At 58.8% G+C, this 18,773-nt stretch carries 21 protein-coding genes; 8 read left to right on the forward strand and 13 right to left on the reverse strand.

The annotated features are described in order from the left end of the window. Positions 1-220: 220 nt before the first annotated feature. Together QY316_10645 and QY316_10650 are read right to left on the reverse strand one after the other, a co-directional pair. Positions 221-562, reverse strand: coding sequence for a DUF190 domain-containing protein (locus QY316_10645; GenBank protein WKZ32361.1), 342 nt, complete (start codon positions 560-562; stop codon positions 221-223). Between the two features lie 350 nt (positions 563-912). After that, a complete protein-coding gene (locus QY316_10650; protein ID WKZ32362.1) occupies positions 913-1,287 on the reverse strand; it encodes a CrcB family protein in 375 nt (124 codons plus the stop codon). Between the two features lie 260 nt (positions 1,288-1,547). Between QY316_10650 and tolQ the strand changes: the two genes are divergently transcribed. The 7 genes from tolQ to QY316_10685 all read left to right on the forward strand — a co-directional run bounded on the left by tolQ (position 1,548) and on the right by QY316_10685 (position 7,171). Next, entirely contained in the window at positions 1,548-2,246 is a 699-nt protein-coding gene (gene tolQ, locus QY316_10655) for a protein TolQ (GenBank protein WKZ32363.1), read from the forward strand. Positions 2,247-2,249: 3 nt separating this feature from the next. Next, positions 2,250-2,666 (forward strand): protein TolR, encoded by a 417-nt coding sequence (tolR, locus tag QY316_10660; GenBank protein ID WKZ32364.1) that lies wholly within the window; start codon positions 2,250-2,252, stop codon positions 2,664-2,666. Then, a complete protein-coding gene (locus tag QY316_10665) occupies positions 2,663-3,568 on the forward strand; it encodes a cell envelope integrity protein TolA (GenBank protein WKZ32365.1) in 906 nt (301 codons plus the stop codon). The genes tolR and QY316_10665 overlap by 4 nt, the downstream gene beginning before the upstream one ends. Then, the gene (gene tolB / locus QY316_10670) at positions 3,565-4,896 is read left to right on the forward strand and encodes a Tol-Pal system beta propeller repeat protein TolB (protein WKZ32366.1); all 1,332 of its coding nucleotides are present in this window, start codon (positions 3,565-3,567) and stop codon (positions 4,894-4,896) included. The genes QY316_10665 and tolB overlap by 4 nt, the downstream gene beginning before the upstream one ends. A gap of 41 nt (positions 4,897-4,937) precedes the next feature. Beyond that, positions 4,938-5,543, forward strand: coding sequence for a peptidoglycan-associated lipoprotein Pal (pal, locus tag QY316_10675; GenBank protein WKZ32367.1), 606 nt, complete (start codon positions 4,938-4,940; stop codon positions 5,541-5,543). Between the two features lie 4 nt (positions 5,544-5,547). Continuing rightward, the gene (gene ybgF / locus QY316_10680; protein WKZ32368.1) at positions 5,548-6,492 is read left to right on the forward strand and encodes a tol-pal system protein YbgF; all 945 of its coding nucleotides are present in this window, start codon (positions 5,548-5,550) and stop codon (positions 6,490-6,492) included. A 196-nt stretch (positions 6,493-6,688) separates the two neighbouring features. Next, positions 6,689-7,171: an adenosine-specific kinase gene (locus QY316_10685; GenBank protein ID WKZ32369.1), complete on the forward strand. Its 483-nt coding sequence runs from the start codon at positions 6,689-6,691 to the stop codon at positions 7,169-7,171. Between the two features lie 120 nt (positions 7,172-7,291). On the opposite strand, the gene QY316_10690 is transcribed toward QY316_10685, so the two are convergent. The 3 genes from QY316_10690 to QY316_10700 form a co-directional block, all read right to left on the reverse strand. Continuing rightward, positions 7,292-8,365 (reverse strand): response regulator, encoded by a 1,074-nt coding sequence (locus QY316_10690; GenBank protein ID WKZ32370.1) that lies wholly within the window; start codon positions 8,363-8,365, stop codon positions 7,292-7,294. Positions 8,366-8,573: 208 nt separating this feature from the next. Further along, entirely contained in the window at positions 8,574-9,119 is a 546-nt protein-coding gene (locus QY316_10695; protein WKZ32371.1) for a hypothetical protein, read from the reverse strand. A 164-nt stretch (positions 9,120-9,283) separates the two neighbouring features. Further along, complete coding sequence (locus QY316_10700) at positions 9,284-10,162, reverse strand: response regulator (GenBank protein ID WKZ32372.1); 879 nt, start codon at positions 10,160-10,162, stop codon at positions 9,284-9,286. Positions 10,163-10,258: 96 nt separating this feature from the next. Between QY316_10700 and QY316_10705 the strand changes: the two genes are divergently transcribed. After that, positions 10,259-10,975 (forward strand): hypothetical protein, encoded by a 717-nt coding sequence (locus QY316_10705; protein WKZ32373.1) that lies wholly within the window; start codon positions 10,259-10,261, stop codon positions 10,973-10,975. A gap of 175 nt (positions 10,976-11,150) precedes the next feature. Here the strand turns inward: QY316_10705 and QY316_10710 are convergent, their stop codons facing one another. From QY316_10710 to QY316_10745, 8 genes are all read right to left on the reverse strand, one after another. Further along, positions 11,151-11,888 carry a cytochrome b/b6 domain-containing protein gene (locus QY316_10710; protein ID WKZ32374.1) on the reverse strand — a complete coding sequence of 246 codons (738 nt, stop codon included), beginning with the start codon at positions 11,886-11,888 and terminating at the stop codon, positions 11,151-11,153. A 98-nt stretch (positions 11,889-11,986) separates the two neighbouring features. Beyond that, a complete protein-coding gene (locus QY316_10715; protein WKZ32375.1) occupies positions 11,987-12,538 on the reverse strand; it encodes a hypothetical protein in 552 nt (183 codons plus the stop codon). After that, entirely contained in the window at positions 12,535-13,137 is a 603-nt protein-coding gene (locus QY316_10720) for an FMN-binding protein (GenBank protein ID WKZ32376.1), read from the reverse strand. The genes QY316_10715 and QY316_10720 overlap by 4 nt, the downstream gene beginning before the upstream one ends. A 16-nt stretch (positions 13,138-13,153) precedes the next feature. Beyond that, complete coding sequence (locus QY316_10725) at positions 13,154-14,464, reverse strand: hypothetical protein (GenBank protein ID WKZ32377.1); 1,311 nt, start codon at positions 14,462-14,464, stop codon at positions 13,154-13,156. 258 nt (positions 14,465-14,722) lie between these two features. Next, a complete protein-coding gene (locus QY316_10730; GenBank protein WKZ32378.1) occupies positions 14,723-14,881 on the reverse strand; it encodes a Com family DNA-binding transcriptional regulator in 159 nt (52 codons plus the stop codon). 387 nt (positions 14,882-15,268) lie between these two features. Then, on the reverse strand, positions 15,269-16,033 hold the full coding sequence (locus tag QY316_10735) for an SCO family protein (GenBank protein WKZ32379.1): 765 nt from the start codon (positions 16,031-16,033) through the stop codon (positions 15,269-15,271). Positions 16,034-16,035: 2 nt separating this feature from the next. Next, on the reverse strand, positions 16,036-16,959 hold the full coding sequence (cyoE, locus tag QY316_10740) for a heme o synthase (protein ID WKZ32380.1): 924 nt from the start codon (positions 16,957-16,959) through the stop codon (positions 16,036-16,038). 185 nt (positions 16,960-17,144) lie between these two features. After that, entirely contained in the window at positions 17,145-18,773 is a 1,629-nt protein-coding gene (locus tag QY316_10745; protein ID WKZ32381.1) for a cbb3-type cytochrome c oxidase subunit I, read from the reverse strand.

The following is an 18,773-nucleotide window of genomic DNA, read 5'->3' on the forward strand; positions in this document are numbered from 1 at the left end:
ATAAGTACCTTTCATCTCATATCCAGGGGACCTGAAAGCCCTGCCTTAGGCCCGGATTTACGGAAAAGGCGTCCGGCGTACAACTCATTGATTTACTTGAACAATAGCCTATGTTGTAGGATGAGAGGCAGTAAACCACAATATATTGTGCCTGTCAAGGGGAAATACCGGGGCGGGCCCAAAAAAAATCGGAAAAAAGATAACCAGTGGCGAGGGGCCGTCAGTCCGCCTTCCGGCCCCTGTAGGCGAATACCTTTACCGGCTCGATGGTTATGAGTCCTTCGCCAACCATCCTGTCGAGGACCGGGAGAAAGGCCTCGATGCGCTCGGCCCTGTCGACAAGCTCGACGATCATCGGAAGGTCCTCGGATATCCGGAGCACCTTGGCCGTATGGAGGCGGCTGTGGACCCCGAAGCCCATGAGACCCCTTAAGACCGTCGCGCCGGCAAGTCCGAAGCCGCGCGCCTCTTCCACGATGGCCTGGTAAAGGGGGCGGCCCTCGAATCTATCGCTCTCGCCTATGAATATTCTGACTGACTGCGCCTCTTCCGGAAGCCGCATCTCTCACCTCCAGCTTGATGAACCACCCCGCCGCAAGCGGCGATTTATTCAACCCTTGGAGATTAAAGGCAACCTATGAACCTCTCCCGGGCCTGAAGGCCGGGGTATCGGGAAACCGTGAGGCGATATTGCCTCCGCTACGCCAGCTTACGCTGGCTTCGCTACGGGCGGCCATTCATCCCCGGCCTTGAAAGGCCGGGGGTTTCTGACCGTTTCTCTAAAAATTAGAAATTTTTCCCGCAATCAAGGAAGGCCGGGAATAAAAAGCGGAGCATATATGACAATATGTGAGCATTTTTATTACCGTAACTACACAGACTCCGGGCAAAAGATCAATTTTGAGAGATTGCCTAAAGGAGCCTCCCCAATGCAAGGCCCAGGAAAAGAAAGATTATGCCCGTGACGTTCTGAAGGGCGATGTTACCGATGGCAAGCGCCCACTGGGAGTCCCGCATGAGCGCTCCGGTCTCGAACATGAGGGTCGAAAACGTCGTGAACGCGCCGAAAAACCCGATAAAGACGATTGCCCGCGCCTCGCCGCTGAAGGAGAGCCTCTCCTCGGCAAGGGCCCAGACGAGCCCGAAAAGGAAGGTGCCGCTTATGTTCACGGCAAAGGTGCCCCAGGGGAAGGGCCCGCCGTAGAGCTTCTGGACGATGCCTCCAAGAAAATAACGCGAGAGGGTGCCTGCGGCGCCAGCGGCAGCCATGAGGAGGAGCTTGGTCATATTTTACACCGGATTCGGAAGTTGGTAAGCGTATTCGCGTATTCTATTTTAAACGCGGTCCCAAGGCAAACCTTTTCTCAATTGATTTCCGCGCGAATCCCGCGCCGAATTTTCCGATGTTGATTGACTACGGGAAATAATGATGTTATTTTTGAGGAATGTGCGCGTGAGCGAATAAAAGTCACGGAAACACCCCACCTTATGGGCTATAACGTTTTTTCCGAAGCCTTCCGGAAGGCAATAAAAAAGGAGAAACTCGTTTGGAAACGCCTCTGGCTGCCGTAAACTCCGGTCTCTGGGAAATGGTCTGGAGCGCCGGACCAATGGTCAAATTCGTAATCCTTATCCTCGTCCTTTTCTCGGTCGTCTCGTGGGCCATCATAGGCTACAAGGTCATGGTATTGAGAAAGATCGAAAAGGAATCGACCGCTTTCCACGACCTTTTCTGGGAAAAGCGCCAGTTCGCGCACGTCTTCAACGCTGCCAAGAACTATAAGAACACGCCCCTTGCAGGCATATTCGCCGCCGCTTATAACGAGATAACGGGCCTTAAAAAAGCGGCCGAGGGCGGCGAGTGGCTGAGGAAAGAGGACCTCGAAAGGTTCGAGAGGATACTTAAGAAGGCGATGGACTCGGAGACGGCCAAGCTCGAGTACGCGGTCGGGTTCCTGGCCACTACCGGCAACACCGCCCCTTTCATCGGCCTTTTCGGCACGGTCTGGGGCATAATGACCTCGTTCAGGGACATAGGCGCAAAGGGCGCGGCCAACCTCGCCGTCGTCGCGCCAGGCATCTCGGAGGCCCTTGTGGCCACCGCGATAGGGCTCGTTGCCGCGATACCGGCGGTTATGGGTTATAATCACATACAGATCAGGATAGGGCGCATCTCCACGGAGATGGGCAACTTTTCGGCTGATATTATGAACGTACTTGAGAAGCAGGCGGGCAAGAAGGGTTAGCCGATGGAGACCGGAGGCGGGCGCAACACCAGGCTCATGTCCCAGATAAACGTCACGCCCTTCGTGGACGTGATGCTGGTGCTCCTCATCATCTTCATGGTAACGGCCCCGATGATGCAGGAGGGGCTCGATGTCGACCTGCCGCAGGTCGAGGCGGGCGCGATAAGCTCGGCGGACGAGCCGCTCGTGGTCACTATTGACAGGAAAAAGCGCATATTGCTCAACGACAGGGTGATGAGCGAGAAGGAACTCGGGGCCAAGCTCAAGGCCATAGCCGCAGAGAACGCTGCGCGAATGGTCCTTTTAAGGGCCGACGAATCGGTCCCGTACGGGTTTGTCGTCAGCACCATGAGCGCCATAAGAAAGGCTGGAATAAGCAAGGTGGGCATGGTCACCGAGCCCCCCGGTCGGGGTAGATGACCCGCTACCGCATGAAGGGCTTCGGCAGGGTCGTGTGGGTCTCGGCGCTCCTGCACGCGGGGGTCGCCGTAGCCGTCGCGCTCCTCTTCAACTCCGAGCCCGGCAGGGTCTTCATCAACCCTGTACAGATGGTGGACCTGGTCGCGGAGCCTGGGCCCAGGCAAGCAAAGCCCGCTCCCCAGGCCCCTCCAAAGGCGGAGAAGGAGAAGCCCCCTGCCCCGGCTGAACCGGAAAAGGCGCCTGAGGAAAAGCCCCGGCCAGCGCCGAAGCCGGAAGAGGCCGCAAAAATTGAGACGCCGAAGGAGAGCCCGGCCCAGAGCGTAAAGATAAAGGAAAAAGAGGCCCCGAAGCCCCCGGACGCTTCGATAGACGACACCTTGCGGAGCATAACCGAGAGCGTAAAGAAAAGAGAGGACAAGGCGTCCGTCAGCTCGAAGGTGGACGAGATAAAGAAGAAGCTCGAAGAGGATGAGGCGCGGAAAGACAGGCTTAAGAAGCTCAGGGCCGAGATAGCTTCCCGAGAGAGCAGAAAGCCCCCTGAACCGAGCGCCCAGGCGGGGCCGGCGCCTGCGGAGGGACGCCCGTCCGGCGGGTCGGTAAAGACCTTCGAGGACAAGTACCCGGCGTATTACACGATAATAAAGGCCCGGATAGACGACAACTGGACGTACCCGCAGGCATTGAGGGAGAGCAGGGTATCTCTCATAGTCGCGATAAAGATTGCACGCTCCGGGGAGCTCGTGAGCGCCTCCGTCGAGGTAAGCTCCGGCAACCCGGTCTTTGACGAATCTCTCGTCAGCGCCGTGTGGAGGGCAGCTCCCTTCCCTCCGCTACCGGCTGATTTCGAAGGGAATTTCCTGGAGACGGGCTTGAGGTTCTGTCCTGGATGCACCCAAAGATGACCATCAGAGCATTCGCCTTCGCAGCCGTTTTTCTGCTCCTCCAGACCGCGCTTTCCTCTGCAGCCTGGGGCAAGGTCTATATAGACCTGGCAGGACCCGCTTTCAAGAAGCTCCCAATGGGAGTGCTGGAGTTCAAGGACCTCGGCCCGGCCCCGCGCTCGGCCGAGGAGCGCGCCCTGAGAGAATCGATTAAAAAAGAGCTCCTTGACGCGGCGCTCACGGACTTGAGGTTCTCCGGCTTCTTCACCATTATCGACCAGAAGGCATACATAGAAGAAGCCGGCAGCGCCGGCCTTACCGCCGGGGAGACCAACTTCAGGAACTGGCGGACCATAGGGGCCCAGGCGCTCCTCAAGGGCGGGTTCCTCGTCGAAGGCGAAAAGCTCACGGTCGAGGTCCGCTTCTTCGATACGGCCACTGAAAAGCAGGTAATCGGGAAAAAGCTCTCGGGGTCTGTGAAGAACCCCCGGAGGGTCGTCCATTACTTCTCCGACTCCCTCTACGAGGAGCTTACGGGGAGCAAGGGCATATTCACCACCAAGATACTCTTCGTCTCCGGGGTTGGCGGCAACAAGGAGATATACGTCGCGGACTACGACGGCAAGAACGCCGTGAAGCTCACCCGGAACAGGTCCATAAACCTCTCTCCCCAGTGGTCGCCGGACGGGAAGAAGGTGCTCTATGTCTCCTACAAGAAAGGAGCGCCGTCCCTGTATCTCCTCGACCTCTCGACCGGCAGGGACGAGCCGCTTTCGGCAAAGCCCGGCATAAACATCTCGGGGAGGTTCTCGCCCGACGGCACGAAGGTTGCGCTCACCATGAGCGGCGACAATTCACCCGAGCTGGTGCTCCTGGACTTGAGGACGATGGAGTACAGGAGGCTTACGAGCAACCACGGCATAGACGTCTCGCCTTCGTGGTCGCCGGACGGAACGAAGCTCGCCTACGTCTCCGATAGCGCTGGAAACCCGCATATCTATGTGTTAGACTTGCTTTCTGGAAAATCAAGGAGATTGACCTTTTCCGGGAGGTACAATTCGAGCCCGGCATGGTCGCCGGACGGGAAACTCATTGCATTCGCCCGCTCCGACAAGTCTTTCAACATATGGGTGGTAAGGCCCGACGGCGAAAAGCCGACTCAGCTTACATTCAGCGGGGACAACAGGAACCCCTCGTGGGCCCCTGACGGCAGGCATATCGTCTTCAGCTCCACGGAGAAAGGTGTCGCATCGCTCAAGATAATACGCTCGGACGGGACCGAGGCAATGAGGCTTAATACGGGGATTGGCGGCGAAAAGGCACCGTCCTGGTCGCCATACCTAAAGTGACAATGTACCATGAACATTCAAGCACAGGAGGGGGTAAAAAAATGAAAGGGTCTCTCAGGACACTGCCGGTCATATTACTTATATTCCTGCTTGCGGCCGGATGCGGCAAAAGGATAGCAACAGAGGATTTTGCCGGGGAGGCCGCAGCGCCTGGCGCAGTCACCGAATCAACGGTGGTCGCCCCCGAAGAGGGCGTGGTCTCAGGCGACGTGACCGCCGAGGACATACTCGGCAACGCAGACGCCAGGGTCGGCGGCAGGTACGCCTCGCTCTCGCCCGACGACGAGCTCACGAGGAAGGCCGCCGAAAAAGGGCTCCTCTACACCATCTACTTCGACTATGACAGGTATACGGTGAGGGACACGGACCTCGACAACCTCGGGAAGAACGCCAAATGGCTGGGGCTCAACGCCAACGTAAAGATACGCATCGAGGGGCACGCCGACGAGCGCGGCGAGACGGAATACAACCTCGCGCTCGGCGACAAGAGGGCCAGGAGCGTAAAGAAGTACCTCGAAGACCTCGGCGTCAAGACCGACAGGATGGAAGTGGTGAGCTACGGCGAGGAAAAGCCTGCTGTCGCCGGCTCCAACGAGGAGGCCTGGTCCAAGAACAGAAGGGCCGAGTTCGTAATAATAGCCAACTGACGAGATGAAAAGACATTCGGCTTTCATAGCTCTTCTTTTCCTTGCGATGGCCATTCCGGCCTGCGGCCCTGGTTTTCCCATAATGACGGGCGAGCAGGAAAAGTTCATGAACGACGTGGACAGGCTCGTGAAGGACAACGAGGAACTGAAGCGCAAGGTCGCCGTGCTCGAGGGCTCAGGGGGCCTCTCAAGCCTCAGGACCGAGGTCGACGGGCTTAAAAGGAGCCTTGCCGAGTCCAACATCGGCCTTGACAAGCTCAGGCAGGACATGGCCTTCGTGAGGGGCGCTGTCGAGGAAGGCACGCATGAGAAAGAGGAGATACTCGACGCCGTCAGGGCGGCGGACACCAACTCGGCGGACCTCGTGAGCAGGCTCGCGGCCATAGAGTCCTCCGTAAGGTCAGTCCAGGACGGCCTCGCGTCGATGGAGGTATCCCAGCAGTATAACGACTCCCGCTTTAGCGAGCTCAAGGACGAGGTCGCCGCGCTCAATAAGCAGGCGTTGATGCTTGAGCAGGCGGTCGCCGGGGCCAGGACCGAGGCGGCGGGCCTCAAGGAGGGCGCGGAGGGGCCAGGCGGCGCAGAGGACCTCTATAACAAGGGCTTCAGGGAGACCACGGCCAAGGACTATTCGAGCGCCATACAGTCTTTCCAGAAGTTCCTTTCCGCGCACCCCGAACACAAGCTCGCTGGGAACGCCCAGTACTGGCTTGGCGAGATATACTACGCCAAGGGCGACATGGAGATGGCGATCCTCGAATTCGACAAGGCCCTGAAAAAATACCCGGGGAGCGAAAAGACCCCGGCATCGCTCCTCAAGCAGGCCTTCGCCTTCGAGAAGCTCGGGGCCAAGAAAGAGGCCAGGGTGCTCCTCCAGGAGGTCATACAGAAATACCCTAAATCCGGAGAGGCAGGCCTCGCGCGTAAAAGGCTCGATGCGCTAAAGTAGCCCAAGCCGGACCAGCCCATCAAAGCCGGGGCGCGCCAAGGCCGCGCCCCGGCTTTTCTTTTCCCTTTAAAACCCATTCCGGACGGCAACAATAGTAATCCTCTGGCTCAGGCGCGCGGACTTGCCCGGAACGGGTTTATCTGCTATCTTCAGTATCGTCGGGCTGCACGAATAGTCCGGACCAGGGAGGCACGGCATGGAGCTTCAAGCCGTTGAGGTCGATATACCCGAGGGCTCTAACGTAATACTCGGCCAGGCCCATTTCATAAAGACCGTCGAGGACCTGTATGAGATAATACGGACTACCGTGCCGGAGGCGGGCTTCGGCGTCGCGCTCGCCGAGGCATCGGGCCCGTGCCTTGTGAGGGTGGAGGGGAACGACGAAGCGCTCATGAAGGCCGCGGCCGGGAACGCGGTGGCGATAGGCGCGGGGCACCTGTTCATCATTATCCTCAAAGGCGCTTACCCCATAAGCGTCCTCAACCAGATAAAGAACTGCCCCGAGGTCTGCTCGGTCTGGTGCGCTACAGCCAACCCGCTTCAGGTGATCGTCACGAGGACCGGACAGGGGAAAGGCGTAGTGGGCGTAATCGACGGGTTCAGCCCGCTCATGGCCGAGGGGGAAAAGGACAGGCTTGAGCGGAAGCAATTCCTGAGGAAGATAGGCTACAAGCTCTAGCAGGCTAGCCTTGGATGCGTCGTCTTCAAAATGAACACTAGGAGTTTTTCAGCTTTTAAGAAAAGAACCGGGCTTACCTTCCAGCCACATGGTGACCGGGCGGAACGTCCCGGGTTCACGCTAATCCCTGTAGATCTCGAATATTTCGTTGAAGTCCGCGGAAGCGTCCAGAAAGGCCTCGAGCACGCGCGGGTCGAAGTGCCCGGGGCTAGTCCTTGCGTTCCCCTTGCTTATGACCTTCACGGCCTCTTCATGGCCCATCGCGTCCTTGTAAGGCCTCTTGCTCCTTAACGCGTCATACTGGTCCACTATCATGACTATCCTGCCCTCGAGCGGGATGTCCTCGCCCCTGAGCCCGCCGGGGTAGCCGGAACCGTCCCATCGCTCGTGGTGGGTCCTCGCTATCACGGCCGCGGTCTGGATGGAAGGGTAAGGAGAGTCGAGGAGCATCCTCTCGCCCATGAGAGTGTGCCCCTTCATGGAATCGAACTCCCGGCCGGTGAGCGCCCCCGGCTTGAGGAGGATGACGTCAGGGATGCCCACCTTGCCTATGTCGTGCATGGGGCTTGCGAAGGTTATGCTGTCCACGAAGTCCTCGGACGCGCCGAGCACCCTGGCGAGCCTACCGGAGTAGAGCCCTATCCTCTTTATGTGCGCCCCGGTGTCGCTGTCCCTGAACTCGGATATCCTCATTATCCGGTGGACGAGCTCCTTGCTCGTCTCTTTTATCATCTGGAGCGCGTCCGCGAGCTCCGCCGTCCTTTTCCTTACGTCCTCCTCGAGGCGGTGCTTGTAGTTCCTCTCCATCTGGACGAGCCTCGCGTACTTGACGGCCTTCTCTACCGCGTGGACGAGGTGCTCGGGCTTGTAGGGCTTTATTATGAAGTCGAAGGCGCCCTTCTTGATGGCGTCCACGACCACGTCTACATCCGCGTAGGCGGTCATGAAGATGACCGGGACTTCCTTGTTCGTGGTCCGTATCCTGTCGAGGAGGTCGAGCCCCGAGAGCCCCGGCATCTTGATATCAGTGAGGACCGCGTCCGGCGCACCTCCCCTCAGGGCCTCGATCGACTCGCGCGCGTCCCTGCAGGGGGTTACCTTGAACCCCAGGCCGGAAAGGAGGAGGACCGTGCTCTCCAGCACGAAATGGTTGTCATCCGCGACCAGTATGTGAGCGGGACTTTGAGGTGTCATCTGTCCAGGCCCTTTCCATTCACGCCCCCGGCATTGATTCATGCCCGAACCGATTACGCGGGGCGCATTCTCGCTACGCCTTGCAGCCGGAACCGCCCCCCTTCTCTTATCGGCGTTTATCGAGCGATATTGAGCTATTAAGCCCGGCAAGCTTAGGAGTGGAAAGGACAGGCTGAAAGGCGGCTTGAGGACTTCCGCTTAAAAGTCCTCATGGCGTTTCGCAGGTATATGCGTATGAGACCTCCTCGACCCACCCCTTTGCCGCCCCTACCCTGGCTATGAAGCTTACACAGGGCCCGAGCTGGGCACGGTACTCGACCGTGTGCCTGTCCCGGTAGGTCTCGGCGATGCCCGGATATTCCTTGAGGAGGTCTTTTTCCGAGAGCTTCCCGAGCTCTTTCAATTCGGAGACCATGACGAGCCGCTTGCCCTCGTTAAAGTAGAGCGAGTACATCGTCTGCCAGGGGTTGTAGACGAACTTGAGCTCAGGCAGGCCGCCGGGGGCGGAGGGGTCCTCCTCGGCCTGGCGAACGTCGCCGTCGTAAGGCTTGAAGGGCGCCTCCGGGTGCATCCTCATGGCCTCATCGAGCGTGGTCATTCCGAGCACGAGTGCCCCGGCCTTTTTTCCGTTAGTGAGGAATGACTCGATGACGTACTGCGCGGCCTGGGCCTTTTCCGGCTGCCCGGCCAGGGCCCGGAAATCGGTAAAGATGAACATCCAGGCCAATGGAGCTATTGCGGAGCCTACAGCCAACTTCCTTAGATTCATTTCAGTTTTTCCCGGGAAAAGGTTTTGAGAGCGGTCTATGAGTCATATTTACACCTTTTTCCAAAACTTTTCAACGGGATAGAATGGAGGCGGGGGCAAAACCGGAGCCGGAAGGCACCAAATGCGCGGAGTAGGGCTTTTGAGGCTCTTCAACCCTTCCCTGAATTGACGATCTCCCGGACCCTCAGCCTGATTACGTTTATCGGGGCCGGTTTTCTGAGTAACTTCAAATCCCGTCCCATTATGAACCTGACGCTTTCAGGATCGGCTGAGGCGGTGATAAAGACGAACCTCGACTTATAGCAAGGGGACACCTCGACGGCCTTCAGGTAGAGCTCTATCCCGTTCATCCCAGGCAGGTCGACGTCGGATACTACCGCCGCGAACGGGGGGCCGGATTCGATGGCCTTAAGCGCGTCTCGGCCGTTCGTCGCGGTCTCGATAATCCCCTCTCCGGCCAGCACCGCCCCGAGGAGCTTGAGGTTCATCTCATTGTCCTCAACGAGGAGTATCCTTTCCCTTGCCACCCTCGGCAGCCTCAGGGCCCTCTCCAGAAGCGCATCAAGCCCGGGCCTTCCGGAAAGGAACTCCCTTATGTGGTCCTTGTGCCCGTTCATTTCCCGTGCGACCGAGCTGAACTCTTCCGGCGACCTTTCCCTGAGGACGTCCATGAAATAAAGGAAGATGTCGTTGAACTCGGAAAACTCAATGGTTATAATGTGGCCGAGGAGCTCTTCCCTGGAGAGTGTGCCGCTCTCAAGCCCTGAAGAAAGCTCCTGGAACGGCTTCTCGACCCTCTGCCTGGTCTCCGGGTCGAGGGAGACTACCAGGCCGTCTTCCCGTCCGGAGAGTGCATCTCCGGCGCGGAGTACCAGCTCATGGTGCGTCCTCTCTTCATCCGATAGATGCCTGAGGAGGCCCGCGAGCTCGCTATCGTCCTCAAAGGCGGCTGCCGCGGCTGCGTAGACCTTCGAGGCCGTGTCCTCGACCGATGCGACCCAGTTTATGATCTCTTTTTGATTTTCCATCGTCTTCTCGCGAGATTCCGGCCATACGGGATTCAGGCCATTCTTCAACTATAGCATACGAAAGCCGGGCGGCAATCGGCCGGCCCAGGGAGGAATATGGGAATACCTGCCAAGGTTACGGCCCTTGCGGCCCTTTTTATCTGGTTCGCGGGCTGCGCGGCCATATCGCCCGTTGAGCCGAACACGTTTACGACGGATACGGTTTCCTACTCCATCGGCCAGGTGCATGAAAGGAATACCGGCGAGGCGATCGCCGTGGAGGAGAGGCTCATGGTCCGGCAGGCCCTTGTAGCCATCTCTGATTTCAAGCCCCCCCGGCAGGCCGGGGCCGAATACCCTTCCATAAGGAAAGGGATGGAGCTTAAGCCTTACGGGAAACTGCCTGGCGGCGGTGTGCTTTACACAAACGGGAAGCTCAGGCCCAGGACATCGCTCGGGAGGCCTGCGACATGGGAATACTGCATCGCGGTTGACGAAAAAGGCGCGGCCTACGGCGACGCAGCCTGCGCCCTCGGGCTGGTAAGGGTTTGGGAGCCGAAACCGGATGGGGTCCTCAAGATGAAAACCATTTATAAAAGAGGGTCAATAAGGCGCGAGCTTTCCTACAGCGGCAGGCAGGGGAATTCCATAAGGATGGCCTACCGCGAGTACCGGAGGGGAATGGATGCACCTTCAGTATCCGAAGAACTGGTCTACGACCTCCCCGGCCAGGGGCTCGTCCGCTTCAAGGGCATGGAAATAGAGGTGCTGGAGGCGACGAGGAACGGGATACGGTATGTCGTAAGGTCCAGGATGGACGGGTCGGGGAAGTGAGGCGGGCCCGACTCAGTCCTCGAACAACTTGCTGAAAAACTCCATTTTTATTCGGGCTGCTCAAAAAGCTCCAGATGCGAGGCGTCGAGGAGCGAGGAATGAGGCGTACTTTTCGTGTACGCCGCAGTGACGAGCGACGAAGACAACGATGCAGATGGACTTTTTCAGCAGCCTGTTAATCGACCGGCTTTTTCCCGAAGACCTTCCGCCCGGTAAACATGGCGGAGATTATGCCGTTTCTTTCCCGTATCTCGGTCACGACTGCGCCGGCTATATGCGCGGCTATTAGGGCGAGAAGGACGTAGTAGAGCGTTTCGTGCGTCGTTATGAACGGCTTCCTCAAGGCCCGCATCTCGTTGAATCTGGCCTCGTTCACGTTCTCTTTCGAGTAGGGCCTTATCACCTCAAGGTTGGACCGGTCTTCGGCTATCCATGATTTCATGCTCCCGCCGAAAGGCGGATAGTAGATATCCGTCCCGGCGAGCATGAGGCCCGACCCTCCCATCGCAAGGAGGACCGCGAAGAGGGCCGCGACCATGAGCTTTCCTATCGGGTTATGCCCGAGCCAGCCGGGGGCGTCGCCCATCCTGAAGCCTGCCGAGTATTCCCTCAAATCGGCCATATAGCCCCTGCCGAAGGGCAGCACGGCCCTCCACCTCGCGTAGCGGTTGCCGATGAAGCCCCAGACTATCCTCCATGCGAGGTTCACGACAAAGACATAGCCCGTGAGCACGTGGACGGTCTTAAGGAGCACCTTGCCGTCGTTCCCGATCCCCAGCTCCTTGCTGAAGAGTATGACCGTCCCGAGGACGATAAGCCCAAGGACGGATGCGAAGTTTATCCAGTGGAACCAGCGGACCGTGCGGTCCCAGACATGATATTCCTTGAGGTCAGCCTTTGCGATATGCCCCATATCGACTCCTGAAAAAAATAAATCACACGACGCTTCAACCGTCATTTTATGCCGGACAAAGCGAAAAGTCAATACTGGTTTTTTCTAATTGATTGAATTTACTTGCTTTTTCTGGCAGGCGCAGGATGACGTCTTTCGACGTGGCCTTCGGGTTTCCTGCCTGACGGCGCGCCGTTTTTCGCGACCCTCAACGACAGGAAGGCCGCGATAAGAAGCAGGGCGAAGGAGACCTCGAACAAGGTGAGCGAGGCGATCTTCAAGTAGGCGAATTCTTCCGATACATAGACTATGAGCCAGCCTGAGAGCGCATCCGTAAGGCCGGACGCGATGGGCAGGAGCACGAGCAGGTACTTGGCGGCCATGGAAATCGGCAGGGCAGCCGCGAGATGGCCGGCAAGGAGTATGGCTATGCCCATGGAGAACATGTGCATGTGCGTAATCTCGAGGAGCCCCTGGAATGAGACGGGGTTCTTGAACGCCTCCTCCGAGCCGAGGTAATGGGTCACCACCGCTTCATAGCTCCACCCTATCCTTTCGGCGTGTATTACTATGCCCGACAGGTGCGAGAAGGCGAGATAGAGGAGCCCGGCAAAGAGGACGACCTTCAAGAGATTCCCCTGCGGAGCCTCCCCTTTTCCAAGGTACTTCATCTCATGCCTCCGGGGACGGCTATCTCCATTGTGGCGAGCGTCTTCCTTACTTCCCTCGTTAGTCCGAACGCGGTAAGCGTCGCCCCGGTTATTGCCTGTATGTCCCTGTTTATCCAGAGGCTTTCGGAAAGCCTTTTACCCCTGAACTGGTCGAGCCACCTCTTGGAGGGTATGTATTCGAGCGGCTCGTAGAAGGCGAGTATCTCGACATAGCGGAGCTCCCCTCCTGGACTTATAACGGCCATGTACGCCTCGGGCTTGGTCCTGACTACATGGCTCTCTATTACCGCGTAGCCTTCTATGCCGGCTTTTCCTCGGGCCGCGTAATAGGTGAAGAGCTTTGAGCCCGGCCTCACCCCTGAGGCCTTCTCGATCTCATCGAGGTCCGAGTCCTTGAGGAAGACCGATTCTTTTTGTATCTCAAGGCCGGGGAAGGCCCTCGCCAGGGCCTCGTCCCTCGTCGAAAATACCTTCGCATCGAGGGGCAAGGCCCAGACGAGGAGCGCCGCAAGGACCAGGAAAACCGACCACGCCTTCAATGCGGACGCCCTGGCCGTATTGAAGCGAAGGAGGAAGAGAGGTCTTTTTTTCTGTCCCATGCAGGCGCCTTTCATCTTAGAATATGAAGCCGACTCCCAGGTTGAACTGGTCTATCTTGTTCTCGTCGAGCCCGGTCCCCTTGCCTTCCGGCAGGCCGGAAGCGGTGTCCCTTATCTGGTAGTCCGCCTTTATGACGACGTTATGTATGGGCTTGTAGCCGACGCCTATGGTCGTTATCTTCCTGTGCTGGGTCGGGTCCTTCGTAACGCCCGCGAAGACCTCGTGGTGGGTGTCGTAGTCCTCGTAGCGTATAAATGGCGTAAGCGACGACTCGGACATGGGCTTTATATGGGGCATTACATCATAGGCAGCCTCCACATACCAGCCCTTGGCCTTCTTGCCTACCGGAGCAGTAGTAAGAGGATCCGCCGTTGTGCCCGGAGGTGCCGTCTCGAACGCGCTATTGCCGTCGAGCTTGCCCTCGGCATACAGGCCGCGTAGCTCAAGCCCCTTCTGCCGGAATATGGTGTGAACCTCCCAGAAATCAATGTCTGCGTTCTTGTCCGCAGCCGAAACCACGCTTCCGCCCGCGCCTGCCCCGGCCTCGCCGAAGTAGTAGCTGCCGCCGACGGAAAAGCCCTCTGTCACCCCGTACTCGAGGCTCAGGACATAGGCCAGGCTCTCGGCGTTGGCGCTCGTGCCCTTGAACCTGCCGTTCCTTATCCAGTCGGCCTTCCTGAAGCTGTCGGATCTAAGGCCGTTCAAGACCGCGGCCTTGTAGGAGAGGCCGCCCACCTCGCCGTGCACCATTACGCCGAGGTCGCGCCAGGTGGTGGGGATTATGTTCCTCTCGACCTCGGGGCGGTTGACCCCGTGGAAGGTCGTGGGCTCGTGGAACTCGTTCACTATGCCCATGGGCACGAGCACGAGTCCGGGCCTTACGTTGAAGGCCTCGTTAATAAGGAAGTCGATATAAAGGAACTCTACGAAGACCTCGTTCGCGTGCTCGAACTCTATCTCCGCGTTGAGGACGATGTTGTCCGTGAACTTGTACCCGGTGTACAGGATGAACCTGAGCGTATCAGCCAGGTCTTTTTTCGTGTCGTCGAGATAGTTGGTGTAGAAGAACTCGCCGTAGCCGCCTATCGAGAGGCCGCCCCTTTTGCCGTAGACCTTCGATGCCGCCGGGCCGAGGCCGGAGAACGACTCGTACTTGTCGTCCGCCACCTCACCGAGCTTCAATTTCTCGACCTCTCCGGTCAGGATTTCCACCTTCCTGTTAAGCTCGCTCAAATCGCTTTCCGCCGCCCGGCTCTCCGGCGGCGCGACCCCCAAAAGCAGCGCAGCCGTGAACGCCATCGCGGTCATGTTTCTCAAGCCCTTCATCTTCCCCTCCTTGCATGGTTGATTGTCTTCACCAGCCCGGCATTGCAGCCGACCGGCAGTGCAGCCGAAAAAACCCAATCGGCTCCGAACGCCAGCTTGCATCCAGAGCCCCGCTTGCTACTACTCGAGCCGCATGCATTGTGCGGCATCTGTACGGGACTCGGAATCCTCTACAAACTACATACGGCGCTCGGAAAGCACTCGCCCTGGCCCGGGATGGGCATTGGAGGGGTAAACACAGGTACTAGACGGGGGAAATCATTCTTCGGCCTCAGGCGTGCCGATCTCCTGGATGAGGCCGCATTTCGGGCATTTTATCTCGATATGCCTGACCTCTCCCTTCATGAGGAGCCTTTTGCATTTCCGGCACCTTATCTCGCTTTTCATCTGCTTCTCGTAGTCAACGCACATGTTCATGCTCCGCCTCATTTTTGAACATGAATTTCACTTTCATTACCCAGCAAAAGGCCAGCCATGATTTTGATTTTCATATTCATCAGCTCAGGAATCGTGGCTCGCGAAGGACTCTGGCCTGCCACATGGAGGGCCTTAGCCCCTGGACCGCAAGGCGCCCTCTTTCGCGCCACATGGCCGGAGCGCGTCTATGAATTTGACTTTCATATTCATTTACACCGGATCTACTCGCCTTGTCAAGCGGATTCGTGCAGGCCGCTCCTTTTTCTTTATCCGTGTTTTTCGGCCCAGGAATAATGCCGCAGTAAGTCCCTGTCCTGGAAAGGAAATTCCTTATAAGGTCCTTGAACCTCAGGAAGGGCCTTGGTGCGGAGCGGCGCCCGTTTTCAGCTAAAGGCCGGGCCTTTTCCTTGCCGATCGGAATATGTAGAGCGCGAAGAAGAGGAAGGCCGTATAGACCACGAGCCCCATCCCGACCTTTGCGAGGAAGCCGTAATCGGGGCCGTATGTCCCGGTCTCCTCGTCGTAGGTGTAGCAGATGGATTTGAGAAAGGCCATGATGCCCGAGGACGCCGGGACAGCCGGCCCGGCCGCCGGGTCCGTTGAGAGCCTTATTGCCCTGGAGAGTTCTCCCGGGTCGACCTGGTTGCCGTAAAGCCTCGTTGCCACCCTGCCGTCGGGCCCGATGACGACCGCCAGGCTGGGGTGGTCGAAGCCGTTTTCGGTCTTCCTGTACGCGAAGCCCGCCTCCTTTACGAGCGCGTCAACCGTCTCCTGGCCGGATGTCGCAAACCTCCACGGGCCGAAGTCGTCCGTGAAGTTCGCGCCGTACTCCTTGAGGGCAGCCGGGGTGTCGTTCGCCGTATCGAAGCCTATTGTAAGCGCGTTGAATTCAGTGCCGAAGCCCGAGCCGGGGCTCGTGAACGCGCCCTTGAGGCTGTCGGTATGGGTCCCGCAGGTATGTGTACAGTCGGTGTAGACGAAGCTCAGGACGATGGGCTTCCCGTAGAGATCGCTCAGCCTGAAGGCCTTGCCGTCCTGGTCCACGAGCGCGCGGTCGGTCAGCCGGGCGCCTGCGGGGACCTCGGCAAAGGGCGCGGGCGGGGCGGCAAGGGCCAGTATCGCTATCATTATGAAGACAAGCGCGCGGAGCATGGCTATCCTGCCAGGGCGTCCAGCATTACGCCTGCGAAGAGTATGGCAAGATACGCCATTGAGGCCTTGAAGTTCCTCCATGCGGCTTCCTTTGACTGCTCTCTTACGAGGAGCGCGCTCCGGTAAAGGAAGAGCCCCCCGGCGACCGAGGCGGCGGCAGCGTAGAGCGCCCCGAAAAGGCCGAGGGCTACCGGCACGAAAGAGGACGCGACGAGCACCGCGGTATTCCCCATTATCCAGAGGGCCGCCTTCCGGTTGCCCACGACGTTCGGGAGCATCGGCACCCCCGCCCTCTCGTAGTCTTCCCTGTGCACTATCGCGAAACTCCAGAAGTGCGAAGGGGTCCAGAAAAAGAGCACCACCGCGAGCAGGGCAGGCGCAGAGCAGAAGGCCGGCTCGGCCGACGCCCCTCCGGCGAGCACGGCGAAGCTGCCGGCGAGGCCGCCTATGACGATATTGAGGCTGCTCCTTCTTTTGAGCCACACCGTATAGACGACCGCGTAGACGAACGCGCCCAGGAATAGGTGCAGGACCACCATGTAGTTGAGCTTGAGTAGCGAGACCGCCGCCGAAACGGCAAGGAGGACAAGGGCGAGCGCCGGGGCTGCCGAAGGCGGGCAGGCCCCGACGAGCGGCCTGCCCCTGGTCCTTTTCATTACAGCGTCTATGTCCCTGTCGAAATAGTGGTTGAGCGCGCTCGCCGCCGAGGCCGCGGCCAGCGTCGCGAGCGCGAGATACAGCGCCTTTTCAGCCGAAAAGCCGTACGGCGCGGCCATAAGCCCCACCACCGCAGTGAGCGTTATGAGCCAGCATATCCTGAGCTTCAGAAGGGCCAGGCACCTCGATTGCCTGAGGAGCCCCGCGGCTCCGGAAGCCGCGACGGCCCTGAGCCCGGATGGGACTATATGCATCATCGTTCCCCGCATGGCAGCCTCCCTGTCAGTCTCTCATCTCGGCCCGGCCGGGCCTTGCAACGTGCCTGCATCTCTCGCTCGCTGGGCAGCCTGACCCGGCCCTGCACGCCGGACATGCGACCGCCTCCGGCGCCCCGTCCGGCCGCTCGGGAATCACCCCTGTTCCGCCCATGGCCGGACCATTTCCTGGCCTTATGCTATTTGCCGTATCCGTAAGGGCTCCAGTCCTCCGGTACCTTCACCTCCCCGCCGAAGTTGCCGGGCGGAGGGGGCGAGGGAGCGTGCGTCCATTCGAGCGAGCGCGAGCCCCAGGGGTTGGGCCCGACCTTCTTGCCGAAAAAGACGCAGTGCAGCCAGGAGACGAGCACAACGAGCGCCCCCAGTAGTATTATATACGAGCCGATGGTCGCCCACTGCTGCATCCATTCGAGCTCGGGGAACTGCTGGTAGTCGTAATACCTCCTCGGAAGGCCCTTAACCCCCATCAGGAGAGTGAACATGAAGGTTATGTTCACGCCAATGAAGAAGAGAATGAAGCCGAGCTTCCCAAGCGTTTCGCTGTACATCCTGCCGGTCATCTTGGGGAGCACGTAATAGGTGCCGCCGAGGATCGCGGTAGTCATGGAAACCGCCATGACGTAATGGAAGTGGCCGGGCATCCAGTAGGTGTCCGTGAGGTGCATGTAAATGGCGGACATGGCGTTCGGTATGCCGGTCAGGCCCCCTATGAGGAAAAGGAAGAGGAACCCTGCGGCGTAGAGCATCGGCGTCGAGTACTGGATGGAGCCCTTGTAGAGCGTGCCGACGAGCCCTATCATGAGGAGCCCCACAGGGATGCTTATCAGAAGCGTTGTGAATACATGCACGAGGACCATCCAGTTGGGTATGCCCGCGATGTAGAGGTGGTGGGCCCAGACGAGGCCCGTTAGCGCCAGGACGCCGAAGATGCCGTAGTAGACCATCTTCATGTGGTTGAATATCCTGTTCCTCGCGAAGGTGGCCACTATCTCGTATATGAGACCGACCGCGGGGAGGAATATGACGTAGACCGCCGGGTGCGAATAGAACCAGAAGAGGTTCTCGTATATGAGGGCGCTCCCGCCGGCGGCGGCGTTGAAGAAGTGCGTGCCGAGATACTTGTCGAGCGAGAGCATCGTGACCGCCACGCCCAGTATCGGGACGAAGATTATCTGAATGATGAAGGCCGCCAGCGTGCACCAGATGAAGATATTGAGCTTGCTCCAGGTCAGGCCGGGCGCCCTCATGTAGATTATGGTCGTAAGGAAGTTCACGCCCGCCGCTATGGAGGAAAAGCCCATCAGGAGCACTGTGAAGGTGTAGAAGGCCGTGTTCCCGCCGGTGAGTATGGAGTACGGCGGGTACCCCGTCCACATTATGTCCGGCGGGTCGGGTATTACGAAGGTGAGTAGCGCCACCACAAGGCCCATCCAGAAGAGCCAGACGCTCAACGCGTTCACCCTCGGGAACGCCACGTCCTTCGCGCCTATCATGAGGGGGACGTAGTAGTTGGCGAAAAACCCGGTGAGGGCCGGTATCTGGTAGCCGAGTATCATCGCGGCCCCATGGAAGTAGAGCCATGTGTTATAGGTGCTCGGGTTGTCGGTAACGGTAGGGCCGAGGCTCGCGAGCTCCGTCCTCATGAGGATGGCCATTATGCCCGCTATAAGGAAGGCGGCGAAGGCGCCTACCATGTAGAGCACCGCGACCCTCTTGTGGTCGGTAGTGAAGACCCATTCCTTCAAACTGAAACCGGAGCCGGCCGCGTGGTGCGTTTCAACGGAACCGGTGACCATGGTTGAGCTCAT

The sequence above is a fragment of the Thermodesulfobacteriota bacterium genome (assembly GCA_030583865.1).
Lineage (GTDB): Bacteria > Desulfobacterota > GWC2-55-46 > GWC2-55-46 > GWC2-55-46 > UBA5799.